This window comes from Paenibacillus amylolyticus (assembly GCF_036894225.1).
GTDB lineage: Bacteria > Bacillota > Bacilli > Paenibacillales > Paenibacillaceae > Paenibacillus > Paenibacillus amylolyticus.
In genome coordinates this window covers 2,592,338-2,612,980 of sequence record NZ_CP145892.1, presented here as the reverse complement: position 1 = coordinate 2,612,980, position 20,643 = coordinate 2,592,338, and the positions used below count along the sequence as shown (strand labels likewise).

21 protein-coding genes are annotated in these 20,643 nt (G+C 45.7%); all 21 read right to left on the bottom strand.

The features are described 5' to 3' along the window. Positions 1-71 precede the first annotated feature (71 nt). The 21 genes from V6668_RS11830 to sleB all read right to left on the bottom strand — a co-directional run bounded on the left by V6668_RS11830 (position 72) and on the right by sleB (position 20,585). Positions 72-476, bottom strand: a complete 405-nt coding sequence (locus tag V6668_RS11830) for a PaaI family thioesterase (protein WP_036609249.1) — start codon at positions 474-476, stop codon at positions 72-74. Between the two features lie 209 nt (positions 477-685). After that, complete coding sequence (locus tag V6668_RS11825) at positions 686-1,099, bottom strand: RicAFT regulatory complex protein RicA family protein (RefSeq protein WP_197997748.1); 414 nt, start codon at positions 1,097-1,099, stop codon at positions 686-688. A 302-nt stretch (positions 1,100-1,401) separates the two neighbouring features. Continuing rightward, positions 1,402-2,958, bottom strand: a complete 1,557-nt coding sequence (gene miaB / locus V6668_RS11820; protein ID WP_036609253.1) for a tRNA (N6-isopentenyl adenosine(37)-C2)-methylthiotransferase MiaB — start codon at positions 2,956-2,958, stop codon at positions 1,402-1,404. 312 nt (positions 2,959-3,270) lie between these two features. Beyond that, positions 3,271-3,843, bottom strand: coding sequence for a phosphate propanoyltransferase (gene pduL / locus V6668_RS11815; RefSeq protein ID WP_017689107.1), 573 nt, complete (start codon positions 3,841-3,843; stop codon positions 3,271-3,273). 193 nt (positions 3,844-4,036) lie between these two features. After that, on the bottom strand, positions 4,037-5,038 hold the full coding sequence (locus V6668_RS11810) for a dipeptidase (protein WP_422395254.1): 1,002 nt from the start codon (positions 5,036-5,038) through the stop codon (positions 4,037-4,039). 85 nt (positions 5,039-5,123) lie between these two features. Beyond that, positions 5,124-5,384 (bottom strand): stage V sporulation protein S, encoded by a 261-nt coding sequence (locus V6668_RS11805; RefSeq protein ID WP_007430104.1) that lies wholly within the window; start codon positions 5,382-5,384, stop codon positions 5,124-5,126. Between the two features lie 117 nt (positions 5,385-5,501). Next, a complete protein-coding gene (locus V6668_RS11800) occupies positions 5,502-6,296 on the bottom strand; it encodes a TIGR00282 family metallophosphoesterase (protein WP_036609256.1) in 795 nt (264 codons plus the stop codon). Between the two features lie 154 nt (positions 6,297-6,450). Next, the gene (rny, locus tag V6668_RS11795; RefSeq protein ID WP_036670418.1) at positions 6,451-7,992 is read right to left on the bottom strand and encodes a ribonuclease Y; all 1,542 of its coding nucleotides are present in this window, start codon (positions 7,990-7,992) and stop codon (positions 6,451-6,453) included. 310 nt (positions 7,993-8,302) lie between these two features. Beyond that, on the bottom strand, positions 8,303-9,040 hold the full coding sequence (locus tag V6668_RS11790; protein ID WP_036670417.1) for a regulatory protein RecX: 738 nt from the start codon (positions 9,038-9,040) through the stop codon (positions 8,303-8,305). A gap of 282 nt (positions 9,041-9,322) precedes the next feature. Then, the gene (gene recA / locus V6668_RS11785) at positions 9,323-10,387 is read right to left on the bottom strand and encodes a recombinase RecA (RefSeq protein WP_036609261.1); all 1,065 of its coding nucleotides are present in this window, start codon (positions 10,385-10,387) and stop codon (positions 9,323-9,325) included. Positions 10,388-10,630: 243 nt separating this feature from the next. Next, positions 10,631-11,887 carry a competence/damage-inducible protein A gene (locus V6668_RS11780; protein WP_036609262.1) on the bottom strand — a complete coding sequence of 419 codons (1,257 nt, stop codon included), beginning with the start codon at positions 11,885-11,887 and terminating at the stop codon, positions 10,631-10,633. A gap of 107 nt (positions 11,888-11,994) precedes the next feature. Beyond that, positions 11,995-12,582 carry a CDP-diacylglycerol--glycerol-3-phosphate 3-phosphatidyltransferase gene (gene pgsA, locus V6668_RS11775; RefSeq protein ID WP_017689114.1) on the bottom strand — a complete coding sequence of 196 codons (588 nt, stop codon included), beginning with the start codon at positions 12,580-12,582 and terminating at the stop codon, positions 11,995-11,997. Between the two features lie 319 nt (positions 12,583-12,901). After that, a complete protein-coding gene (locus V6668_RS11770; RefSeq protein WP_036609266.1) occupies positions 12,902-13,393 on the bottom strand; it encodes a YajQ family cyclic di-GMP-binding protein in 492 nt (163 codons plus the stop codon). Between the two features lie 155 nt (positions 13,394-13,548). Continuing rightward, the gene (locus V6668_RS11765; RefSeq protein WP_167350848.1) at positions 13,549-13,713 is read right to left on the bottom strand and encodes a hypothetical protein; all 165 of its coding nucleotides are present in this window, start codon (positions 13,711-13,713) and stop codon (positions 13,549-13,551) included. A 73-nt stretch (positions 13,714-13,786) separates the two neighbouring features. Beyond that, complete coding sequence (locus V6668_RS11760; protein ID WP_338708494.1) at positions 13,787-14,836, bottom strand: helix-turn-helix domain-containing protein; 1,050 nt, start codon at positions 14,834-14,836, stop codon at positions 13,787-13,789. Between the two features lie 66 nt (positions 14,837-14,902). Next, entirely contained in the window at positions 14,903-15,670 is a 768-nt protein-coding gene (locus V6668_RS11755) for a DUF3388 domain-containing protein (RefSeq protein ID WP_036609270.1), read from the bottom strand. 197 nt (positions 15,671-15,867) lie between these two features. Continuing rightward, positions 15,868-16,131, bottom strand: coding sequence for a DUF3243 domain-containing protein (locus V6668_RS11750; RefSeq protein WP_017689119.1), 264 nt, complete (start codon positions 16,129-16,131; stop codon positions 15,868-15,870). A gap of 163 nt (positions 16,132-16,294) precedes the next feature. Continuing rightward, entirely contained in the window at positions 16,295-17,065 is a 771-nt protein-coding gene (ymfI, locus tag V6668_RS11745) for an elongation factor P 5-aminopentanone reductase (protein ID WP_036670413.1), read from the bottom strand. A gap of 1 nt (position 17,066) precedes the next feature. Next, complete coding sequence (gene yfmH, locus V6668_RS11740) at positions 17,067-18,347, bottom strand: EF-P 5-aminopentanol modification-associated protein YfmH (RefSeq protein WP_076318533.1); 1,281 nt, start codon at positions 18,345-18,347, stop codon at positions 17,067-17,069. Positions 18,348-18,350: 3 nt separating this feature from the next. Beyond that, the gene (yfmF, locus tag V6668_RS11735; RefSeq protein WP_076326811.1) at positions 18,351-19,631 is read right to left on the bottom strand and encodes an EF-P 5-aminopentanol modification-associated protein YfmF; all 1,281 of its coding nucleotides are present in this window, start codon (positions 19,629-19,631) and stop codon (positions 18,351-18,353) included. A gap of 126 nt (positions 19,632-19,757) precedes the next feature. Further along, positions 19,758-20,585, bottom strand: a complete 828-nt coding sequence (gene sleB / locus V6668_RS11730; RefSeq protein WP_076318532.1) for a spore cortex-lytic enzyme — start codon at positions 20,583-20,585, stop codon at positions 19,758-19,760. Between the last annotated feature and the right edge of the window lie 58 nt (positions 20,586-20,643).

Here is a 20,643-nt window from a genome sequence, read left to right as displayed (position 1 = left end):
ACCGACTATTTTCATTTTGATAATTTCATTATGACATAATAATATCTTTTGTCAACCGCAGGATTCATGCGTTACGTTCTCGGGCGTGCTATGCGGAATGTCGCCGTAGCCATACATCCCAACGTGCCCGATGCATCACGAACCTCCGATTGAGTCGTAACACTGCGTCCTGCTTGATGCAGTACCGTAGCTGTCACCGTTAATTCCCCTTGTTTCATTGGTGCAAGAAAATGTACGTTCAGATTTGTTGTCACACAGCCGTCTACTTCCATTGCTGCTGTTGCAACCATACCCATCGCCTGGTCCATCAGTGAAGTCAATACACCCCCATGAATAATCCCCATGGAGTTGGTATGATGTTCGCCTGCTGTCAACGCAATCTGTACTTCTTTTCCGTCTCCTTTAATATAACGACAGCCGAGAAATCCCCAGAATCGTCCGTCTCCGTCTTCCACCATTTTGTCCAAAATACTCATTATTCATTTCTCCTTTATTCACTGTACGTATCAAGCTCTCTTGATGTCATGTGCCTTTATCATTAAAAATCAGCCGCGCCACACAAAATAACCCCACAGCGTGGAGCTTTGCTTGGAATTATATTCCGAGTACTTGGCGATAGCCACTCCACATTAACGGTTATGTAATGTCAAAAAAGGCGCGGACAGCGTCCGCACCCTTCCGTCATTTAACCGCAACTGGTCGGAGGTGAATCCGTTCCAGCCTCCACGTTTACTTTTTCAGAAACCGTATCCCGGATTACAGAGATCACTAGTTGAAGCAAGTAGTTGATGTCGCTCTGGCTCTGCTGGAATTCCGTAACCAATGGAATACTGTCCAGTTCGCTTTGCAGATCTTCAATTTCCTGTTCAATTTTGCTGACCATCTCCACATTTTTGAAGCTTTCAAAAGCAACAATCTCTTTTTGTTTTTTCTTAATCGTTGCAATCAACTGCTGGATACGCTCATGATCCCGAATTTTGGTTTCAGCCTGTTGAAACTGTCTAACTTCCTCACTCGTTCCGAGCATATCAGCCAATTCTTTGGCTTTTCCCATAATGTCGTCGCGTATGACCAGATTGCGCGTATCGTAGGTTGGCATTCCATAATGGTTGTACTGCACTTCTTCCTGCGCCACTGAAATCGCTCCATTCTATGAGATGATATAAGATGAAAACTCACTGTTGCACTAAGTTCAGCTGACTGCTGAGTGACCGCTGCGGTGTCGGATCGTTCTTTTGATCGCTGTTGTCTCCGAATTTTTTCGATTGAGATTGTTCAAGGTTAAAATTCGGAGACAAAGGCGAACGCTTCGCTTCTACAGAATCGATTCCGTCACCTTCGCTACGCTCGGCGTAACCCCGCTAAGTGCAAAAAATCATTCATCTTATTTGTGTGTGTGTATTACTGATTGGCAGCTACCGGCTCGGATAGCAGGTTGCCCCGAATATAAAAAGTCATCGGATCGGTGATTTCCACTTGTACGAAAGTACCGATCAAATCTTTAGGTCCTTCAAAATGCACCAGCTTATTGCTGCGCGTACGTCCTGCCAGAACTTCGGAATTCCGTTTGCTCTCGCCTTCAACGAGCACTTCAACGATTTTGCCGCGTTGCTCTTCATTGCTTCGGTGGCTGTATTCGTTGATCGTTTCGTTCAAGCGCTTCAAACGTTCCTTCTTCACTTCCATCGGTACGTTGTCTTCCATCACTGCAGCCGGTGTACCTTCACGCGGGGAATAAATAAAGGTATAGGCAAAATCATACCCTACTTCACGGACAAGGGAAAGTGTATCTTCAAACTGTTCTTCCGTTTCCCCCGGAAAACCAACAATAATATCCGTTGTCAACACAACATCCGGGATGGCCTTTTTAATTTTGTCAGCCAGCTTCAGATAGTGTTCCCGGTTATACTTGCGGCTCATACGTTTGAGTACTTCCGAACTGCCGGATTGCACCGGAAGATGAATGTGTTCCACCAGGTTTCCGCCCTTGGCCAGCACTTCAATCAAGTGATCATCAAAGTCACGTGGGTGACTGGTTGTAAAACGTACTCTTGGAATATCAATTTGGCGAATGGCATCCATCAAGTCACCAAAGCTGTAGTTCAGGTCGGTGAAGTCCTTGCCGTACGCATTCACATTTTGACCAAGCAGCGTGATCTCCTTAAAGCCTTGTCGTGCCAAATCCCTAACTTCAGCAATGACATCTTCTGGACGACGGCTGCGTTCTTTGCCCCGCGTAAACGGAACGATGCAATATGTACAGAATTTGTCGCAGCCATACATAATGTTCACCCAGCCGCGCATACCCTCACGTTTCTTCGGCAGGTTCTCAATGATGTCGCCTTCCTTGGACCATACCTCAACAACCATTTCTTTGCTGAACAACGCTTCCTGGATTAGATGTGGCAGTCGATGCACGTTATGTGTACCAAAGATCATATCCACAAAGCCATGCTTCTGCATGATTCGGTTGACGACGCCTTCTTCTTGGGACATACAACCGCATACGCCAAGTAACAATCCCGGACGTTCGAGTTTTAGCGTTTTGAGGTGACCAAGCTCACCAAATACTTTATCTTCCGCATTTTCTCGTATGGCACACGTATTGAGCAGAATAATATCAGCTTCTTTGCGATTCTCTGTAGCCTGATATCCCATAGACTCAAGGAGTCCTTTGATGGTCTCCGAGTCATGCTCGTTCATCTGACATCCATACGTATATACAATATAGTGTTTACCTTTCCCTATGTTTTTCAGTTCATCGGGAACGGCATTTTCGTAAAGCACCTGGACGTCTTCCTTGCCCCGCTGTTTCTCCTGACGATGATTGGGTTCCGATTTGATGTTAATCTCACGGCCCCGGATTCTTATCTTTTTGCTGAATTCATCTTGCGAAATTACTTTGGCATCGGAAAAATCAAAATATTGGGAGTAATCCTTTTTTGAGTCTTTAGCCATTTCCTTCGGTCACTCCTTACAGCCTCTATTAATAAAAAATCGTTCATTCATCCCTGTTCCACATGAATATCTTGCTTGGAACATTAAAAGAGCATTACAGCAAATTATAGCATGAATTGGGCTGTAGTTCCACATCCAAAGCGCATCTCCCTTCGTCTAATCCGAAACATGCCATGCTCAGAAGAACACTCAGAAAACACAAAAACCTGAGCCTTGCCATCAGGGCTGGAATTAACCGGCCCCTGTTGGCTGTGCTCAGGTTTATATGTTATTCAGACCGCCATAATTGGGGGCTGAGGCTATTACATGTAATTAATCGATGATTTCAGCAGTGTCGCCATTACGAGCGCCAGCAGCGTTAGCTTCATCTGTATCAATATGCATGTCCAGTGCGAAAGAATCGGATACACGAGCCAGTACATTTTCCAGTACCAGACCACGATCTCCACCCAGACGAACTTTCAACATTTGTTTGTCCTCGATACCCCATTTAGCAGCATCAGAAGTATGGAAGTGAATGTGACGAGCAGCAACGATAACACCTTTATCAATCGTTACTTCGCCAGCAGGACCTTTAATTGTGATTCCTGGTGTACCTTCAATGCTTCCAGATTCACGTACAGGTGCTTTAACACCAATCGCAAATGAATCTGTCATGGAGATCTCCAGTTGCGTTTCAGGACGAACAGGTCCAAGGATACGCACTTTATCAAACTGTCCTTTCGAACCAATTACCGCTACAGTTTCGTTAGCAGCGTATTGGCCAGGCTGGGACAGAGGTTTAAATTCAGTCAGTTCATAACCTTTACCAAACAAAATTTCAACGTGCTCTTGGGATACATGAATGTGACGGGCAGATACGCCCACAGGTACTGTTTTACTCATTGTAAATTCACTCCTTGTTTATCTATGGCCTGTACTCAGGCTCTTAACAATCCAATGGTATTATACCCCTTTTTGGAGTGAAATGAAAACGAACTGGTGAAAATTCATGAAATACACTTATTTCACCATCATTCCCCTCCTTTTTTTGGAAAACAAGTTTCAATTCAACACATTCAAAGCACACACCAGTTCACTATTTCATGGAATTCCCCTTCATCTGCATCTTCGGATTGCTCTCTGGCAAGTGTTCCCCCAGATAACTCATTGCATTCCCCCACAACCAGCCGCGCACTAAATGTTCATCATAATGCTTGAGCAGGATTTCCGTCAGTCTCGGATAATGTCCTGAATGTTCAAGTCTCTGAATATACGTTGAAATTCCATCAAAATCAGACCCCATCATCAGATGATGCTGCCCGCCGAGAGAACAGATCTCCTCAATATGAGGCAGCAGATCTTCTATACGTACCTCACCCTCCTGCTTGACAAACCAGGGTACAAACGTCAGTCCAATCCGCCCTTCCCGGGCAATGATAGCCTGAATCTGATCATCTTTCAGATTACGCACATGGGGACATACGCTGTAGCTGTTGGAGTGGGAGGCGATAAAAGGACGTTTACTCAAGTCAGCCAGTTCCCAGAAACCTTTCTCTGTCAGATGTGACACGTCGAGCAGCATTCCGATTTCATTACACTGGCGCACCAGTTCCTTCCCCTTCTCGGTCAGACCTGCTCCACGTTTCTCCATTACTCCGTCAGCCGCCCAATTGGCATAATTCCACGTTAGTCCAATAATTCGAACGCCCATCTGATAACATAACTCCAGATAGAACAGGTTGCCCTCCAGGCCATCCACACCCTCCAGTGTGATTAATCCCCACAGACCCTCTGTTTGCCCCACCTGAGCCACCTGTTCACGCCATAACAACGTCTGTGTGCCGCCAGGCCGCTCCTGACTTCTCTCCACACGTCTACGATAAATCTCCAACTGCCCCATCACATGTTCAAACTTGCCTCTGCCAAGTACTTCAGGTAAATAGATCGCGAACGCCTGCAACCCTACATTCCCCTCTTTCAAACGTTGCAAGTTCACATCCAGTTGTGGAGCATCTTGGAATGAAAGAGCAGGCTGCATCAAAATTTTGCTCAGTGCATCACAGTGAAAATCAGCTACACGCCAATCAGACATGGACATCTTAAACCCTCCTCAATATGTGATTGCAAAAAAACGCAAAAAAACCTGTCTACATCGTAAACAGGTTCAATGCATACTGCATGTATTATCTGGGCTCCACAATCAGCTTAATGGCCGTTCGGTCCTCGCCGTCGATCACAATGTCTGTAAAAGCTGGAATACAAATCAGGTCAACTCCGCTTGGTGCTACAAATCCCCGGGCTATCGCTACCGCTTTAATGGCTTGGTTCAGTGCTCCCGCTCCAATTGCCTGCAGTTCAGCATTTCCACGTTCACGAAGAACCCCTGCAAGAGCGCCGGCTACAGAATTAGGATTGGACTTTGCTGAAACTTTTAATACATCCATGGTAAGTACCTCCCTGGGAATGTTGAAAGTTTGTTTCCACTTACTAGATGTTATTCGCGGGAGGCAAAAAAATTCCTTCTTTTTAGACGGGTTTCCCTGCAAATTGGGACAATACCCCTATTCCATGCGCCACTCGTCCTCCGTCAGACGAATTTTTTCGATGCGTGTTGCCGCACCTGTGGCTTCATCAATTTCAACAAAAACACCATGGAAGTGCCATTTGCCATCATCCACAACAAAACGTACAGGTAGCTGGGTGTAGAACTTACGCAGCACGGCCTCACGCTCCATACCCAATATACCGTCACGAGGTCCTACCATGCCTGCATCCGTCAAGTAAGCTGTTCCTCCAGGCAAAATCCGATCATCATTACTCTGTACATGCGTATGTGTACCTACAACGAGAGACGCACGTCCATCCAGATGCCATCCCATGGCAATCTTTTCTGACGTCGCTTCAGCATGCATATCGACCAAAATACATTTATGGTCTTGGCGCAGCTCATCTACAATTTCATCAGCTACACGGAATGGACAATCCAGAGCAGGCAGGAACGTTCTTCCTTGAAGATTGACAATCGCCAGCTCTTTCCCTTCGCCTTTGACAACCGTGTACCCTCGTCCTGGTGTGCCTGGTGGAAAGTTCGCTGGACGAATCATGCGGGGCTCATCATCTATAAAATCAAAAATATCCTTATTGTCCCAAGTATGATTACCAAGTGTAATACCATGTACACCCCAGTTGAAAAACTCATTTGCGATTGCGCCGGTAATGCCGCGACCTGCTGCCGCATTTTCACCATTCACAATCACTACATGTGGCTTATACTTCGATTTCAGATACGGTAAATTTTCCTTTAATGCCTTACGTCCCACGTTACCTACAATGTCACCAATAAACAAAACTTTCATTGATTACTGCCTCCTCAATTCCTGCAAAGTCCTCTTACTTCAAATGTTGAACCTTTGCAGGACTCTATCTCATGCTCCATAATGTGTAGTTGCCTTTTAACAGGCTATCAACAGGAAAAGTGGCCCACTACTGCGGCCACTTTTCCGTAATGCTCTATTTTGCGTATTCAACCGCACGGGTTTCCCGGATGACGGTGACTTTGATGTGACCCGGATAGTCGAGTTCATTCTCAATCATCTTCGTGATGTCACGGGCTAAGCGGAATGCTTCAGCATCATCGATCTTCTCAGGCTGTACCATAACGCGAACTTCGCGTCCGGCCTGAATGGCGTACGATTTCTCGACACCTTCGAAGGATTCTGAGATTTCTTCCAGCTTCTCCAGTCGTTTGATATACGTTTCCAGCGTTTCGCGGCGTGCGCCTGGTCTTGCTGCGGAGAGCGCATCTGCTGCGCCAACCAACATGGCAATGACCGAAGTCGCTTCGCAATCTCCGTGATGGGACGCGATACTGTTGATTACAACCGGATGTTCTTTGTATTTCTTCGCCAGTTCCACGCCAATTTCGACGTGTGATCCTTCCACTTCGTGATCCAGCGCTTTACCGATGTCATGCAATAGACCTGCACGTCTTGCCAGAGTTACGTCTTCTCCCAGTTCGCCAGCCATCAGTCCAGCCAGATAAGCGACTTCCATGGAATGTTTCAAGACGTTCTGACCGTAACTTGTACGGAACTTCAACCGGCCCAAAATTTTGATCAGATCCGGATGCAGACCATGCACGCCCACTTCAAAGGTAGCTTGCTCACCGTATTCACGGATGCGCTCATCCACTTCTTTGCGGGATTTCTCAACCATCTCTTCAATCCGTGCCGGGTGAATACGTCCATCAGCCACCAGTTTCTCCAGGGCAGTACGGGCGATTTCACGGCGAATCGGGTCAAAGCCCGACAGAATAACAGCTTCTGGCGTATCATCGATAATGAGGTCAATCCCTGTAAGGGTTTCAAGCGCACGGATGTTACGTCCTTCACGACCGATAATCCGGCCTTTCATTTCTTCATTTGGCAGGGTAACAACAGATACCGTTGTTTCCGCTACGTGGTCAGCCGCACAACGTTGGATGGCGAGTGTAATAATCTCGCGGGACTTTTTGTCCGCTTCTTCCTTCGCTTGTTGTTCAATGTCCTTGATCATTTGAGCCGTCTCATGACGAACTTCCTGTTCTACGTTGGACAGTATGATACTGCGTGCGTCTTCCATGGTGAGGTTGGATATACGTTCCAACTCTGTCACCTGGTTTTTGTAAATCATTTCGATCTGCTGCTGAGTCTCATCAATTCGTTTCTCTTTGTTAGCCACTTGCTCTTCTTTACGTTCGAGTGATTCCAATTTTTTATCCAGCGACTCTTCTTTTTGCAACAATCGTCTTTCTTGTCGTTGAATTTCATTCCGACGTTCACGAGTGTCTTTTTCAGCTTCAGCGCGAATGCGATGGATTTCATCCTTCGCCTCCAGCACCGTTTCTTTCTTCAGTGCTTCTGCCTCTTTCTTCGCGTTCTCCACGATTTGTACGGCAGCTTGTTCCGCACTAGAGATTTTAGCCTCTGCAAGAGATTTGCGAATAAAATATCCTACTCCGAACCCAATGAATAGCGCGGCTGCAACGAGAGCGATCGTGATTGCAATTTCCATACTGTTCACCTCCTCGTTGGTTCCTCCAAGGCATTCCTTGGGTCAATTTGCAGTTTTCAAACCTTACATATGTTTGGGAATAACGAATACTCACGGCGATCCCCCGCCGATTTTCATTTCACATGTACATGTTTCCACGTACTATTCACTGTTTCCAGCGAACCCATAATTAAGAATGGTATAAATCTTAAGAAACCGAAACCGCTTTTTTGGAAGGAAAAAGGGTTGTCCATTTCTTACAGACTCATGTCCATTTTAGTATTTGACGAAAGAAATTGTCAAGAGAATGCAGTATAGAGACTCTAGTCTGCTAATCCCATAACAACGCTTCGTCATCTTCAGGGTCCCCAGCCTCATCTTCTTCAATTAAACAATTCACGACCTTGCGCACCATATCCATTGAAAAACCACGTCTCATTAGGAAGGGAAGCGTTTTATTTTTCTTCTCTTTGACGTCCCCTTTGACCTGATTCCATTTTTTGCGTCCGGCACTCAAAGCAGTCTCAAATTCCGCATCTGTACTTATCCCTTCTAGTGCCTCAACAATGAGATCATTGGCAATGCCCTTTTGACGCAGCTCTTGCCTTATCCACAGTTTTCCCTTCCGCTTGCCCTCCATACGCTGTCTTGTCCATTCCTTCGCAAATAGATCGTCATCCACCAGGTTCTCCCGCTCAAGCCGATCCAGCGCCTCTTCAATCAAAGGTGCAGCAAACTCCTTCTGACGAAGTTTCTGACTTAATTCATGGCGCGTACGTGGCTTATGCTCCAAAAAACGCAGAGACTGTGCATACGTCCGCTGTCGCTCGTCAGCTAGAATGATATCTTCCAGATCCTTCTTCATAAACGTATTACCTTGAGTCATCCTGTATTTAATCATCACATCTTCAAGAACCGTAATGGAGTGGATGCCAAAAGTGATTCGATAACGAGCTTGCCTGCTCTTCGTTCGTTCTACACGTGTAATAATAAGTTCTTCGTTGTCCGGAAATTGGGATAGGCCATCCTGTTCTGCTTCTTCATATAAATCCTCGTCATGTTGATCCATTCTGGTCTCCCCTTTCATAACATTTTCATTCTGACTACGCCAAACACACCTTCAGATAAGACGAAGAACACCAATAATACAAAAGACCGGGAACTCTACCCGGCCTTTACTCCACAGTTAGCGTGCTAACAGCCCCTGTCCATTGGGACAGGGGCTGTTAGACAGCACGAGTACTCCCACTACAATCCATTATCCAGATTGATCCAAGCTCAATCAGATAAGTTTACGGAGTCCAGTGGGGAACACCCTCAGGGTCCTCCCTACAAGGGAGGTTTTGAGAGATTACTCGTTGATTTCAAACAGTTCTTGTTCTTCTGCTGCTTCTTTTTGTTGCTCTTCACTAGTTGGCGCAGGAACTGCAGTAACCAAGTTACTGGCTACACGAATTTTTTGTTCAATGATGTCAGCAATATCTTTATGCTCTTTCATGAACTGCTTTGCGTTCTCACGGCCTTGTCCTAAACGCTCGCCTTCGTAGGAGTACCAAGCACCACTTTTATTAACGATGTCCAGCTCTGTACCAATGTCAATGATACTGCCTTCTCTCGAGATACCCTCGCCATACATGATATCCACTTCCGCTTGTTTAAACGGAGGTGCCACTTTGTTTTTCACAACTTTAATACGAGTACGGTTACCAATCATGTCATTGCCTGATTTGATACTCTCAATACGACGCACATCCAGACGTACTGTGGAATAAAACTTCAGAGCACGACCACCAGGTGTTGTTTCCGGGTTACCAAACATAACGCCGACTTTCTCACGAAGCTGGTTAATGAAGATTGCGATTGTTTTGGATTTGCTGATTGCACCAGACAGTTTACGCAGCGCCTGAGACATCAAACGCGCTTGCAAACCAACGTGTGAATCGCCCATTTCGCCTTCAATCTCTGCTTTTGGAACCAATGCGGCTACAGAGTCAATAACGACGATATCTACTGCACCACTGCGTACAAGAGCTTCTGCAATTTCCAGCCCTTGCTCACCCGTATCTGGCTGAGACAGAAGCAATTCATCAATATTAACACCAAGTTTGCTTGCATACTGTGGGTCAAGAGCATGCTCGGCATCGATAAATGCAGCTTGTCCACCCGCTCTTTGTACTTCAGCGATAGCATGCAATGCTACGGTTGTTTTACCAGAGGATTCAGGTCCATATATTTCAACAATACGGCCTTTAGGCAAGCCGCCTGTTCCTAATGCAATATCCAAAGCCAAGGAACCACTGGGAATAATTTCCACATTCATATGAGTGGACTCACCCAGTTTCATGATGGATCCTTTACCAAATTGCTTCTCTATTTGACGGAGCGCCATATCAAGCGCGGCACGACGGTCTGACAATAAGCTCACACCCTTTACTGTTTATAAGATAATGATACCTTGTTTTAACACGTTTGCCAAGCTTTTTTTCGAACATACATTCGTTTTTTTTGTAAAGGCCGAGGCGCCTCTTCCTCAAGGAAACTTTCCATTAAACAGAAAAAAGAACCGTAAACAAGGCTGTAAAGCCTAATTCTACGGTTCTTCCGTCTTCCTTAATTATACTTGCTTGGAACTGTAAATGCAATCGAAGCTATTAACTAATCAATCCATCGCCACAAGTTTTTGCCATAAGCGATAGAGAATCGCTTTGGCTGAACGAATGCGAACCGTCTCGCGATTACCATTAATACGCAGCTCATGAATTTCCGTCTCTTTTCCACGTTCAGCAAGAGCGATGAAGACAAGTCCGGGTGGTTTGCGTTCCGAATATCCCGGTCCAGCTACACCGGTAACAGCCAAGCCAAAATCAGCATCGCCAATCATGCGGATCTGCTCAGCAAGCACTTTTGCAACCTCTGGACTTACCGCCCCAGGTGCATCTTCACCTTCCAGATAATCATGAGGCACATTCAGCAACTTTTCTTTAATTTCATTGGAGTAACAAACAATTCCACCTTTGAGCATTGACGCACTTCCGGGTACAGAGGTCAGACTTTGCATGACAAGCCCTCCTGTACAGCTCTCAGCAGCGCTGAGCGTCAGCCCCATGTCAGACATCATAGTTACAATCGTGTACTCTATAGGCACATCCTCGTTCGCGTAGAGATGTTCTGTCAAACGCTCCCGAATCTGAACTTCCATCGCATCCAGCTTCAGCTTCGCCTCTCCCTCACTCTCAGCCTTTGTGGAGACACGTACCGTAACTTCGCCTTCGCTCGCGTAAGGAGCAATCGTAGGGTCTGTCTGCGCGTCAATCAGATCCAGAAGTCGATCTTCCAGAGCAGATTCACCAATACCTGCGAATTTGAGCATTCGGGAATAGATCGGCATCTCTTCTGTGAGTACATGCTGGAACAGCCAAGGTTTGACTTCCTGTTCAAACATTGGAATCAACTCTTTAGGTGGTCCAGGCATCACAACATAATATTTGTCATTGTCAGAAATCGCATTTCCTGCCGCGAGGCCCGTTTCATTGGCCAGAGGTGTTCCGCCATCAATAACGATCGCCTGACGTCGGTTATTCTCTGTCATATCCACATTACGATCTCTGAAAAAGCTCTCAATTTTGTCCATTGCCATTCGATCTGTATGCAGCTTCCGGTTAAGAACAGCTGCGAGCGCATCCTTGGTCAGATCATCTTGTGTAGGTCCGATGCCACCGGAAAATAAAATAACGTCTGCACGGCTCTGCGCAATGCGAATAGCTTCACTAAGTCGGTTCAGGTTATCCCCAACCACCGTTTGGAAATATACATCGATCCCCATCGCAGCCAATTCACGGGATAGGTATCTGGCATTGGTATTGACGATTTGTCCAAGCAGTAGCTCTGTGCCAACTGCAATGATTTCTGCCTTCATTGAGCATCCTCCTGTACACGTGGTGAGTGATCAAAGGGCAATAGGATAATTTCCTATTGCCCCTGACCCAATGCTTCCTTCATGATTACCCATTTAAGAACAAACCATTATGCTTTTGTTAAATGAAGCAAATTTTTGTTTTTGATAAAGTAATCGATACCCGACCAGATGGTAATAAGCGCTGCTGCCCATACCGCGATAATATCGACGTGAATACCCGTGTATGAAAACGGGAAATTGTTCAACAGCAACAGCACAATCGCCACAATCTGCACTACAGTCTTCAGCTTGCCCCAAGCACTAGCGGCAACAACCGAACCATCCAGCAATGCAATTTGACGCAAGCCGGTAACTGCGAATTCACGACTAATAATCACAACTGCAATCCAGGAATCCAGCTTGCCCATCTCCACAAGCGAGATCAAAACTGCAGTAACCAGCAACTTGTCTGCGAGTGGATCGAGCAGTTTCCCCAGATTGGTAACCATGTTATTTTTCCGCGCAAGGTATCCGTCAATTCCATCTGTGCTTGCGGCGATGATAAAAATAACAGCAGCAATCAGTTGATTATACGGAAGCGACAAGCTTCCAAGCTGCAACGGCTCTGGATAAAATGGAAAATCCACGAGCAGGAACACCATCAAAAAAGGGATTAAGCAAATTCGTGCAAGCGTAATCCGGTTGGGTAAATTCACAAGACGCCCTCCCTCATATCCTCCATTACTCCAAACAATCATCATAATCCCGTTATCATCATCCGGAACATGAAATGTACAGTTTCAATGTCAATCCATATTAACATGATCCCACTATGTAGAAACGCAAAAAATAAAGTCAACCGCTCAAAAGCAAAACGCTTTAAACGTTCCGGTGACTTCCAGAAGATGTACTGCTTTTCACAAAGTCAGCAAACGATGAGGACTGGACTTGATGCTTGACTGCCAGCAATGCACACTTAGTATAATATACGCCCAATACCGTGTCAAAAAACACTTTTGCTACAAAAAGGCCTTATTACTTGAAATTTGTATATTGCAAATCCAGAGGCAGGTTAGCACCATTTAGCAACTGCATGACAGCTTGCAAATCATTTTTACTCTTACCAGTTACCCGAAGTTGATCTCCCTGAATCTGACTCTTCACCTTCATCTTGGAATCCCGAATCAGGATATTGATTTTCTTGGCGATGTCCTGATCAATCCCCTGTTTAAAATTCAAACGCTGGCGGACTGTACCAGAAGACGCTGGCTCTACCTTTGCGTAATCAATGTTTTTCAATGGTAGACCACGCTTCGCCATTTTGGATTGCAGCACTTCAATGACAGCCTTGAGTTTGGTCTCATCATCAGATACGATCGTTAACGCATCCTTATCCAGCTTCAGGCTGCTCTTGCTGCCCTTGAAGTCATAACGAGCGCCAATTTCTTTCTCGGTTTGTGTAACGGCATTTGTCAGTTCTTGCAAGTCCATTTTGGACACGATATCAAATGAATTTTCTGAGCTCAAACCAGTCACCCTTTCAGTTAATCGTATGTTCTGTAACATTATAGAGGATACCTTAAGCAAAAGTCTAATTTCAAGCTGTTTTACACAAAGAAAAAAGCATTTTTGGCTTCCACTTCAAGTGGCTGCCAAAAATGCTTGCTGGTTTAGCTTCCAACCTAATAGCGGCTGCGGTTGGGCTGTCTGAACATATCGAGCACACCCAAAAGTACATGTGCAAGTCCAAAACCCAATATTCCGTAACCCCAAGCACTTGGAGTCAGGTAATAACCTAGGAGGCTGACAATGATCCCTAAACCTGTTACGATCCAGCTGACTGTCACAGCCATCCACCTCACTTCACCAAAAGTTAACTGCAAGTTAAGACACGATTATTGTCTCCTGCAGTTGACCCGGTTATTCGCTACCCGTGGTACCCCCTGTACCGTCCGTTGATCCATTTTCAACACCTGTGGAAGAAGGAGTGCCACTACTATCTTCACCAAGCTTCAAACGGATCCGATTGGTCGCCTTGCCATCCGTTACAACCTGCCCGCCAACCTCAATCGTGGTCGCTGCAGCGTAACCGGACTTAATATACATGCCTGTACTATCAAGCTCAAAGGTATAGCTGTCACCTTCGGCTGTGTTACCATACTCCAACTTCTCTCCACTGGAGTTTTCGCCTTTATACACTTCCAGCCAGCTATGACCTGTTGCTTTGATCGTAACCGTTACAGGTTGCCCTGCACTACCGTTAACTTTAAAGTTCGTAATATTCCCTGATTTCCCATCTTCTGCAACAGTCACATTAGACGGTGAATTGTCAGTTGGTTTTTCCTCAGTTTCATCCGTCTGTCCGTCCGTTTGGCCATCAGTTTGACCGTCCGTCTGTCCTTCAGTGTCTGTACCGCCACCATTACCCCCAGCGTCGCCCTCACCAGTACCGTCAGTACCTGAATCTGTCGCAGGCGGATTAGATGCCTGTCCGTTGTCGGCAGGTGGATCTGGTTTATCCTCAGGTTGTTGTTGACTGTCTGTAATTTTGACCTGATCAAGACCCGGATTATCTGATTCATCACCATTGTTATACACCACGTATACATACAACAGTACTACGATCAAAACAGGGAATGTCCACATCAACGCGACAGACATCCACCGATTACTACGCTCAACCGGACGGCTGGAACGCTTCTGAATAACCGGTTCCATCGTTGCTTCCGTCTCTTCTTCGGGTACGTCTTTTTTGTGTCCCTCCAGCAGCTCATCAGGGTTCAGTCCCACGGTCTCCGCATAGGTTTTGATGAAAGCACGCACATAGAAGCTACCCGGCAGCACTTTATAGTCTCCTGCTTCTATGGCCTCCAGATACCTCTTGCGAATTTTTGTCATTTCCTGTACATCGTCAAGACTCATCCCTTTTTGCAGCCGGGCCTCCCTTAACTGCTGACCCAGTTCAGACATGCCATCTCCTCCTTATGTTTATCTCTTGAGTTGTTGCTAATCTATTCCATGATTCCGTACGGTTCCTTACAATTCATCGGTGTAGCTAGCCGTAAACGTATCATAAATAATCTCTTCATTGGGAATGTTACGCAATTCAATAATAATATCAAAATCATTAAAATCATATTCGGATTCCTGTACAAAAATATCCGGATGTTCAATAACTTTAGTGCTAGGCATGGACATAATATCCTGCAACAGGTTGTAATGCCGCTCACTGGAACGAATCGTACTTACAATTCCGTCAATGATGAAGACATTGTTTGGGTTCAATTCGTCTTCGGACATTTGACTCCTTATCGTCTGACGGAGAAGTGTGGAGGAAACAAACGTCCATCGCTTCATTGCACATACGCTGCCCGCAATAATAGACTCCGTTTTGCCAACACGAGGCATTCCGCGCAAACCGATGACCTGATTGCCTTCCCTCTTAAATACTTCACCCAAAAAGTCCACAAGTAACCCAAGTTCATCTCGTGTGAAACGAAATGTCTTGCGATCATCCGAGTCACGGTCAATGTATCTGCCATGACGTACGGCCAAAATATCCACCAATTTAGGTTGCCGCAAAGCCGATACGGTGATGCTGTTTACTTTGCCAAGCATTTCACCAAGCAAACGGATTTTTTCATCATCATCCGATTCAAGCAGCATGCCTCGAGTTTTGCCTTCAACACCGTTAATGGTCAATATATTCACTTCAAGCATCCCCAGCATAGAGGCAATATCGCCTAACAAACCGGGTCTGTTCTTATGTATTTTATATTCCATGTACCATTGTTTAGATTCCATTTCAACACCCCGTAATGCATTATTCCCCATTATTCGACAGCAACAGAACATATCCACTGGACAACAATCTGAGACATCTTCTAAAAATGGGTCACGTTAATGATATATAAAATGAAAATGAATTACAAGAACAGCTCTGTAATCCGTTTGTAATCATTAGAGAAAAGCCCCCTTGCGGGAGCTCTTCATCTGTAATCTTATGCGTTTTGTTTGGCCAATTTGACCATCAGGCACGCAATCGTACGACGCTCATCAGCATCGCCGACATCCCATAACTCTTTCAATGCCCGGTTGGAATGGTTCGCCGGATCGACTTTCTCATCAAGGAAGTCGCCGATTTCATACGCAAGTTTGTTGATGGTTTCTTCACTCATCCCCATCTTCTCTGCTTGCAGTACGCGGTCACCCAGGAACTTCTTCCATGTGTCAAAACTGGAGAGCACTGTTTTTTCTGTTGACATGATAAATCCTCCTTAGATGACGCATGAGATTTAAAATCAACAGTTGTAATATGTGCTTTCGAAGCATTTTATATACGAGCATTTTGAAAATAATCCGGAAGACGACTGCTTCTCAGCAACCTTCACCTGGTTCATTCACAGCCAGTCAAGTTTTCTTGCTTTTTTACGTTAACCAACCGCCATTTGGACTGATGATCTGCCCATTGATATAACCCGATTCAGGGAGAGCCAAAAAATAAACCAATGATGAGATTTCATCAGGTTGAGCAAGTCTTCCTGCCGGAATTTCCTCTTCCAGCATCTTCAGTTCACTCTGATCCAGATGGCTCAGCATGGATGTCTGAACTGCACCAGGAGCAACGGCATTTACGGTTACTCCGGAAGGCGCGAGTTCTTTCGCAAGCGCTTTGGTGAATGCATTCACCCCACCCTTGGTTGTGGAATACAGCACCTCACAAGAAGCACCAGACAGCCCCCAGATCGACGATACATTAATGATCCGGCCGTACCTTTGGGAGATCATGTGAGGCATCATTTCCTGTGTACACATAAACGTGCCTTTGAGGTTAATCGCCATCACTTCATCCCAGATCTCCTCTGTAACATCAGCCAACATCCCATAGTGCGAGATTCCTGCATTGTTCACAAGGATATCTGGCATGAGATTGTGCGACTCCAGCTTCTCACGCATACGCTCAATCTGTTCCCGGCTGCGAAGATCCGCAGACACGGTCATGATTTTTCCGCTGCCTTGTTCCATGCACCGTCTGGCGGCTTCATTCGCTGCTTCATGCGATTTCATATAGTGTATAACAACATTCATTCCCACTCTGGCAAAGCGTTCTGCGATAGCCGCTCCGATGCCACCACTTGCGCCAGTTACCAGTACAGTCATTTCCCCGATTGCCTTCAATTGTCCCGTTCCCCTCTCCATATCAAGGACTCACGACTAGCGATACAGCCAGATGATCCCACCGAATATGCTCTCTCAGTCTGAGATTTACATCTTCCAGTGTAATCGATTCATAGAGCGGCAGCATATTGAAAAAATCACCGCCACGGAATTGCTGACGTGTAAATTCATGCGCAATGTTCTCCGGAGAATTGAGCATACGCAAATATCCGCCTATTTTCTTTTTGCGTGCACGTTCAAAATCCGTGGAATCGAACCCTTTTTCTACAATGGCATCCACTTCTTCACGTATACGCGCGAGCAGTTGATCCGGGTCTTTTGTATCACCACCAATGGCTGAAAAAGCATATTGCGGCGAACTGTTATACTCATGTCCAAAGCTGTCCGAGATCAGATCTTCATCGTAGAGCTTCTGAAATAATCGTGTGCTTGAGCCAAACAAGAGGTCCATCATCAGCTGCGTTGTCATATCTCGCCGTAACAATTGTTCCCCGGTAAGTCCAACGTCCGTCTCCTTGAATCCAAACAGACATTTGGGCAGTGAAACAGCCAGTTTCGCTTCCCGTCTGGCTTCTCCTACCTGCTCAGGCTCCGGTTCGAAGAAACGTTGAATGCTCCCCTGTGGCTTATAATCCTTCTGCTCCTGGTTCGATCGAACCATATCAATGACTTCTTGTGGATCTACACCACCCACCACAAACAAGAGCATATTACTCGGGTGATAGAAGGTGTTATAACACTCATATAACATCTCTTTGGTAATCGTACGGATGGATTCCACCGTTCCTGCAATATCGATATGCACCGGATGTTTCTGATACATGGCTTCGATCAATCCAAAATAAACACGCCAATCCGGATTATCAGCATACATGTCAATTTCCTGTCCAATAATGCCTTTTTCCTTTTCCACATTTTGATCCGTGAAGTAAGGATTTTGCACAAAGTTGACTAATGTTTGTATATTTTCATTCACATATTCAGTCGCTGAAAACAAATAAACCGTCTGATCAAAGCTCGTAAACGCATTAGCTGAGGCACCGTGAGACGCAAATGTTGCAAAAATATCGCCTGTTGGTTCTTCAAACATTTTATGCTCCAGGAAATGAGCAATCCCATCCGGAACCTTCACTTCTTCCTGTCCTTCAACCTGAAAATGATTATCCACCGATCCATACTTGGTTGCAAACGTAGCATACGTTTTCTGGAACCCCGGTTTAGGCAAAATATAGACATGCAGTCCGTTATCCATTACTTCGTAATATAGTGTCTCCTGCAAATGCTCATACCGAATGCTCTCCACCGATTATTCCTCCTTCTCGTCCCGCAAGAAATAAATCGTATCCAGACGGAATTGTTCTGCCGCCTCACGTACATCTTCCTTGCTAATATGTTCTACCTGAGCCAACAGTTCTTCAGCCGTTCTTTCTTTGCCAGACAACTGTCGATTGAAGTCATAAGCGATCATCTCAAAAGCAGAATCCTGCATTTCCTTAAGCAGGTTACGGATCATTGCTTTGGTCTGAGACATTTCCAGATCACTGATTGTACCGCTTTTCATTTCTTCCAGCTGCTGCTTGATAATGGTGACAGCCTTCTCATAATTAGGGATTTCAATCCCGGATTGAATCGTTGCAATGCCCTTATGTCCGTCATATCGCGATGACGCGTAATACGCCAGGCTTTCTTTTTCACGAACATTGACAAACAGTTTGGAATGAGGATAACCACCGAGAATCCCGTTGTACATTAGTGCTGCGGCATACTGAGGATCTCCATAAGTGATAGATGTACGGAGTCCCATATTGAGTTTTCCCTGACTCACATTCAGTCGCTCAACAACGGTCTCCACTTCCTTATTTCCTCGAACCGCTGCCTGTGTCTGGTAATCAGAGGAGGACGTTCGATCTACATTGAAATGACGCTGAACAAGGTTCTCGACCTCCTCCAGTGTCGTATCCCCTACCACGTACAGATCCATACTCGCCTGCTGCAGCCACTCCTGATAAGACGCAGTCAGTGTGTCGGGCTCAATCCCAGGCAGATCCTTTCGCTCACCCAATGGATGAAGACGGTATGGCTCGTTCTTGCACATTTCCTCGATACTGCGTTCAGCCGCATAGCGCATTTTATCATTCACGATGGACTCCAGCTTTTTCCGAACAGTCTCTCGCTCTGCTTGTACATAAGACGTCCTGAAATGTCCATTCTCCTGTGCAGGTCGTGTAAGAACCTCTCCAAGGAAGGCAAATGAACGATCCAGCAACTGCTCATCCCCTCCAACAAAGGAATCATTAATGGTATCCATTCGGAACTGTACAATCTGGTAATCCCCGCGTTTATAGACGTCAAAACCAAAACCTGCTCCATACAGATGCTCCAGTTGCTCACGAAATTGCGTTGTTTCCGGATAGGACTCCGTGCCGCGTCGCAGAACAAAAGGTGTCAGCGCTACTTTGGTTACTGTATCTTCCCGTAAGGGAACTCCTGCATATAACGATATAGCAAACGTTTTAAAACGTTTAGTCGGAAGCACATGTATACGAAACTCTCTCTTGCTACCTCGTTCGAATCCTGATGTATTCAAATGTCAAAACCCCTTTACGGCGTCATTTATCATGCAATCATATTAAGCTAAACGTAACAACCATTTTAACCCATTCAAAAGGCAAGAAGCAACCGAAGTCACGCCTTCTGGTTGCTTCCAACATCATCACATACAAAAGATATGCTGTCCGATTGTTTTCACTTGTGGGCGGGTCCAGATCCATTTGGATGTTGCTGTCTTCGGGTTAAAATAATAGAGACATCCACCGGACGGATCCCATCCATTCAGGGCCTGCTCAACTGCCTTTTTGGCTTGTGCGTTTGGTTCCAAATAGATCTGTCCGTCTGCTACAGCCGTAAATGCACCTGGCTGAAAGATCACGCCTGAAGGCGTATTTGGAAAGCTTGGTGATTTCACGCGATTCATAATTACTGCCGCTACTGCGACTTGACCTTCAAACGGTTCACCCCGGGCTTCACCATATACAGCGTTAGCCATAATCTTGAGTTCATTCTCTGAGAGACCAAGAGCATTGGCAGATCCCATATTGTCTTGCTCTTTATCTGCCGTATTGTTGCTACCTCCACCTCCACCTGAGGATTCCTTGTGTAGCGGCGGCTCTGTTGGCGACCATTTGGTTGACGCATTGTACAGCTTGAGCTTGGTCTCAGCTCCAACCACACCATCTGCCTTCATGCCAAACTCGGATTGAAACCATTTGACGGATTTCAGTGTGCTGCTGCCAAAATTACTGTCGATTTTACCATTGTAAAATCCCAGGTACTTCAGACGCCCCTGAAGCTCATATACATCCTGACCGTAACTTCCATATTTCACAGCGTTGCTGCTGAAAGTAGGCAAGGCTTTCTCTTCAACTTGTGATGTGCTTTGATTCGAACTTTCGGTTGCTGCATTCTCAGGAAGCAAATAACGGATTCCCAATGCGGACATCAGCAAAATAGCAGTGAAAAGCCATATGTTCATTTTTCGCATCGACTGTGCTCTACCTTTCTCTTGTGGGATTAACAGAATCGCTAAGGTTATTATGACA

Bases quoted from the DNA above. Each gene is read 5' to 3' on its own strand.
- V6668_RS11825 (WP_197997748.1), bottom strand. From the start codon at position 1,099: ATGCCAACCTACGATACGCGCAATCTGGTCATACGCGACGACATTATG.
- V6668_RS11755 (WP_036609270.1), bottom strand. From the start codon at position 15,670: ATGGAATCTAAACAATGGTACATGGAATATAAAATACATAAGAACAGA.
- rny (WP_036670418.1), bottom strand. From the start codon at position 7,992: ATGGAAATTGCAATCACGATCGCTCTCGTTGCAGCCGCGCTATTCATT.
- V6668_RS11805 (WP_007430104.1), bottom strand. From the start codon at position 5,384: ATGGATGTATTAAAAGTTTCAGCAAAGTCCAATCCTAATTCTGTAGCC.
- pduL (WP_017689107.1), bottom strand. From the start codon at position 3,843: ATGAGTAAAACAGTACCTGTGGGCGTATCTGCCCGTCACATTCATGTA.
- miaB (WP_036609253.1), bottom strand. From the start codon at position 2,958: ATGGCTAAAGACTCAAAAAAGGATTACTCCCAATATTTTGATTTTTCC.
- V6668_RS11810 (WP_422395254.1), bottom strand. From the start codon at position 5,038: ATGTCCATGTCTGATTGGCGTGTAGCTGATTTTCACTGTGATGCACTG.
- V6668_RS11760 (WP_338708494.1), bottom strand. From the start codon at position 14,836: ATGTCTGAACTGGGTCAGCAGTTAAGGGAGGCCCGGCTGCAAAAAGGG.
- V6668_RS11750 (WP_017689119.1), bottom strand. From the start codon at position 16,131: ATGTCAACAGAAAAAACAGTGCTCTCCAGTTTTGACACATGGAAGAAG.
- V6668_RS11790 (WP_036670417.1), bottom strand. From the start codon at position 9,040: ATGGATCAACATGACGAGGATTTATATGAAGAAGCAGAACAGGATGGC.
- sleB (WP_076318532.1), bottom strand. From the start codon at position 20,585: ATGCGAAAAATGAACATATGGCTTTTCACTGCTATTTTGCTGATGTCC.
- V6668_RS11780 (WP_036609262.1), bottom strand. From the start codon at position 11,887: ATGAAGGCAGAAATCATTGCAGTTGGCACAGAGCTACTGCTTGGACAA.
- V6668_RS11830 (WP_036609249.1), bottom strand. From the start codon at position 476: ATGAGTATTTTGGACAAAATGGTGGAAGACGGAGACGGACGATTCTGG.
- V6668_RS11800 (WP_036609256.1), bottom strand. From the start codon at position 6,296: ATGAAAGTTTTGTTTATTGGTGACATTGTAGGTAACGTGGGACGTAAG.
- ymfI (WP_036670413.1), bottom strand. From the start codon at position 17,065: ATGGAGAGGGGAACGGGACAATTGAAGGCAATCGGGGAAATGACTGTA.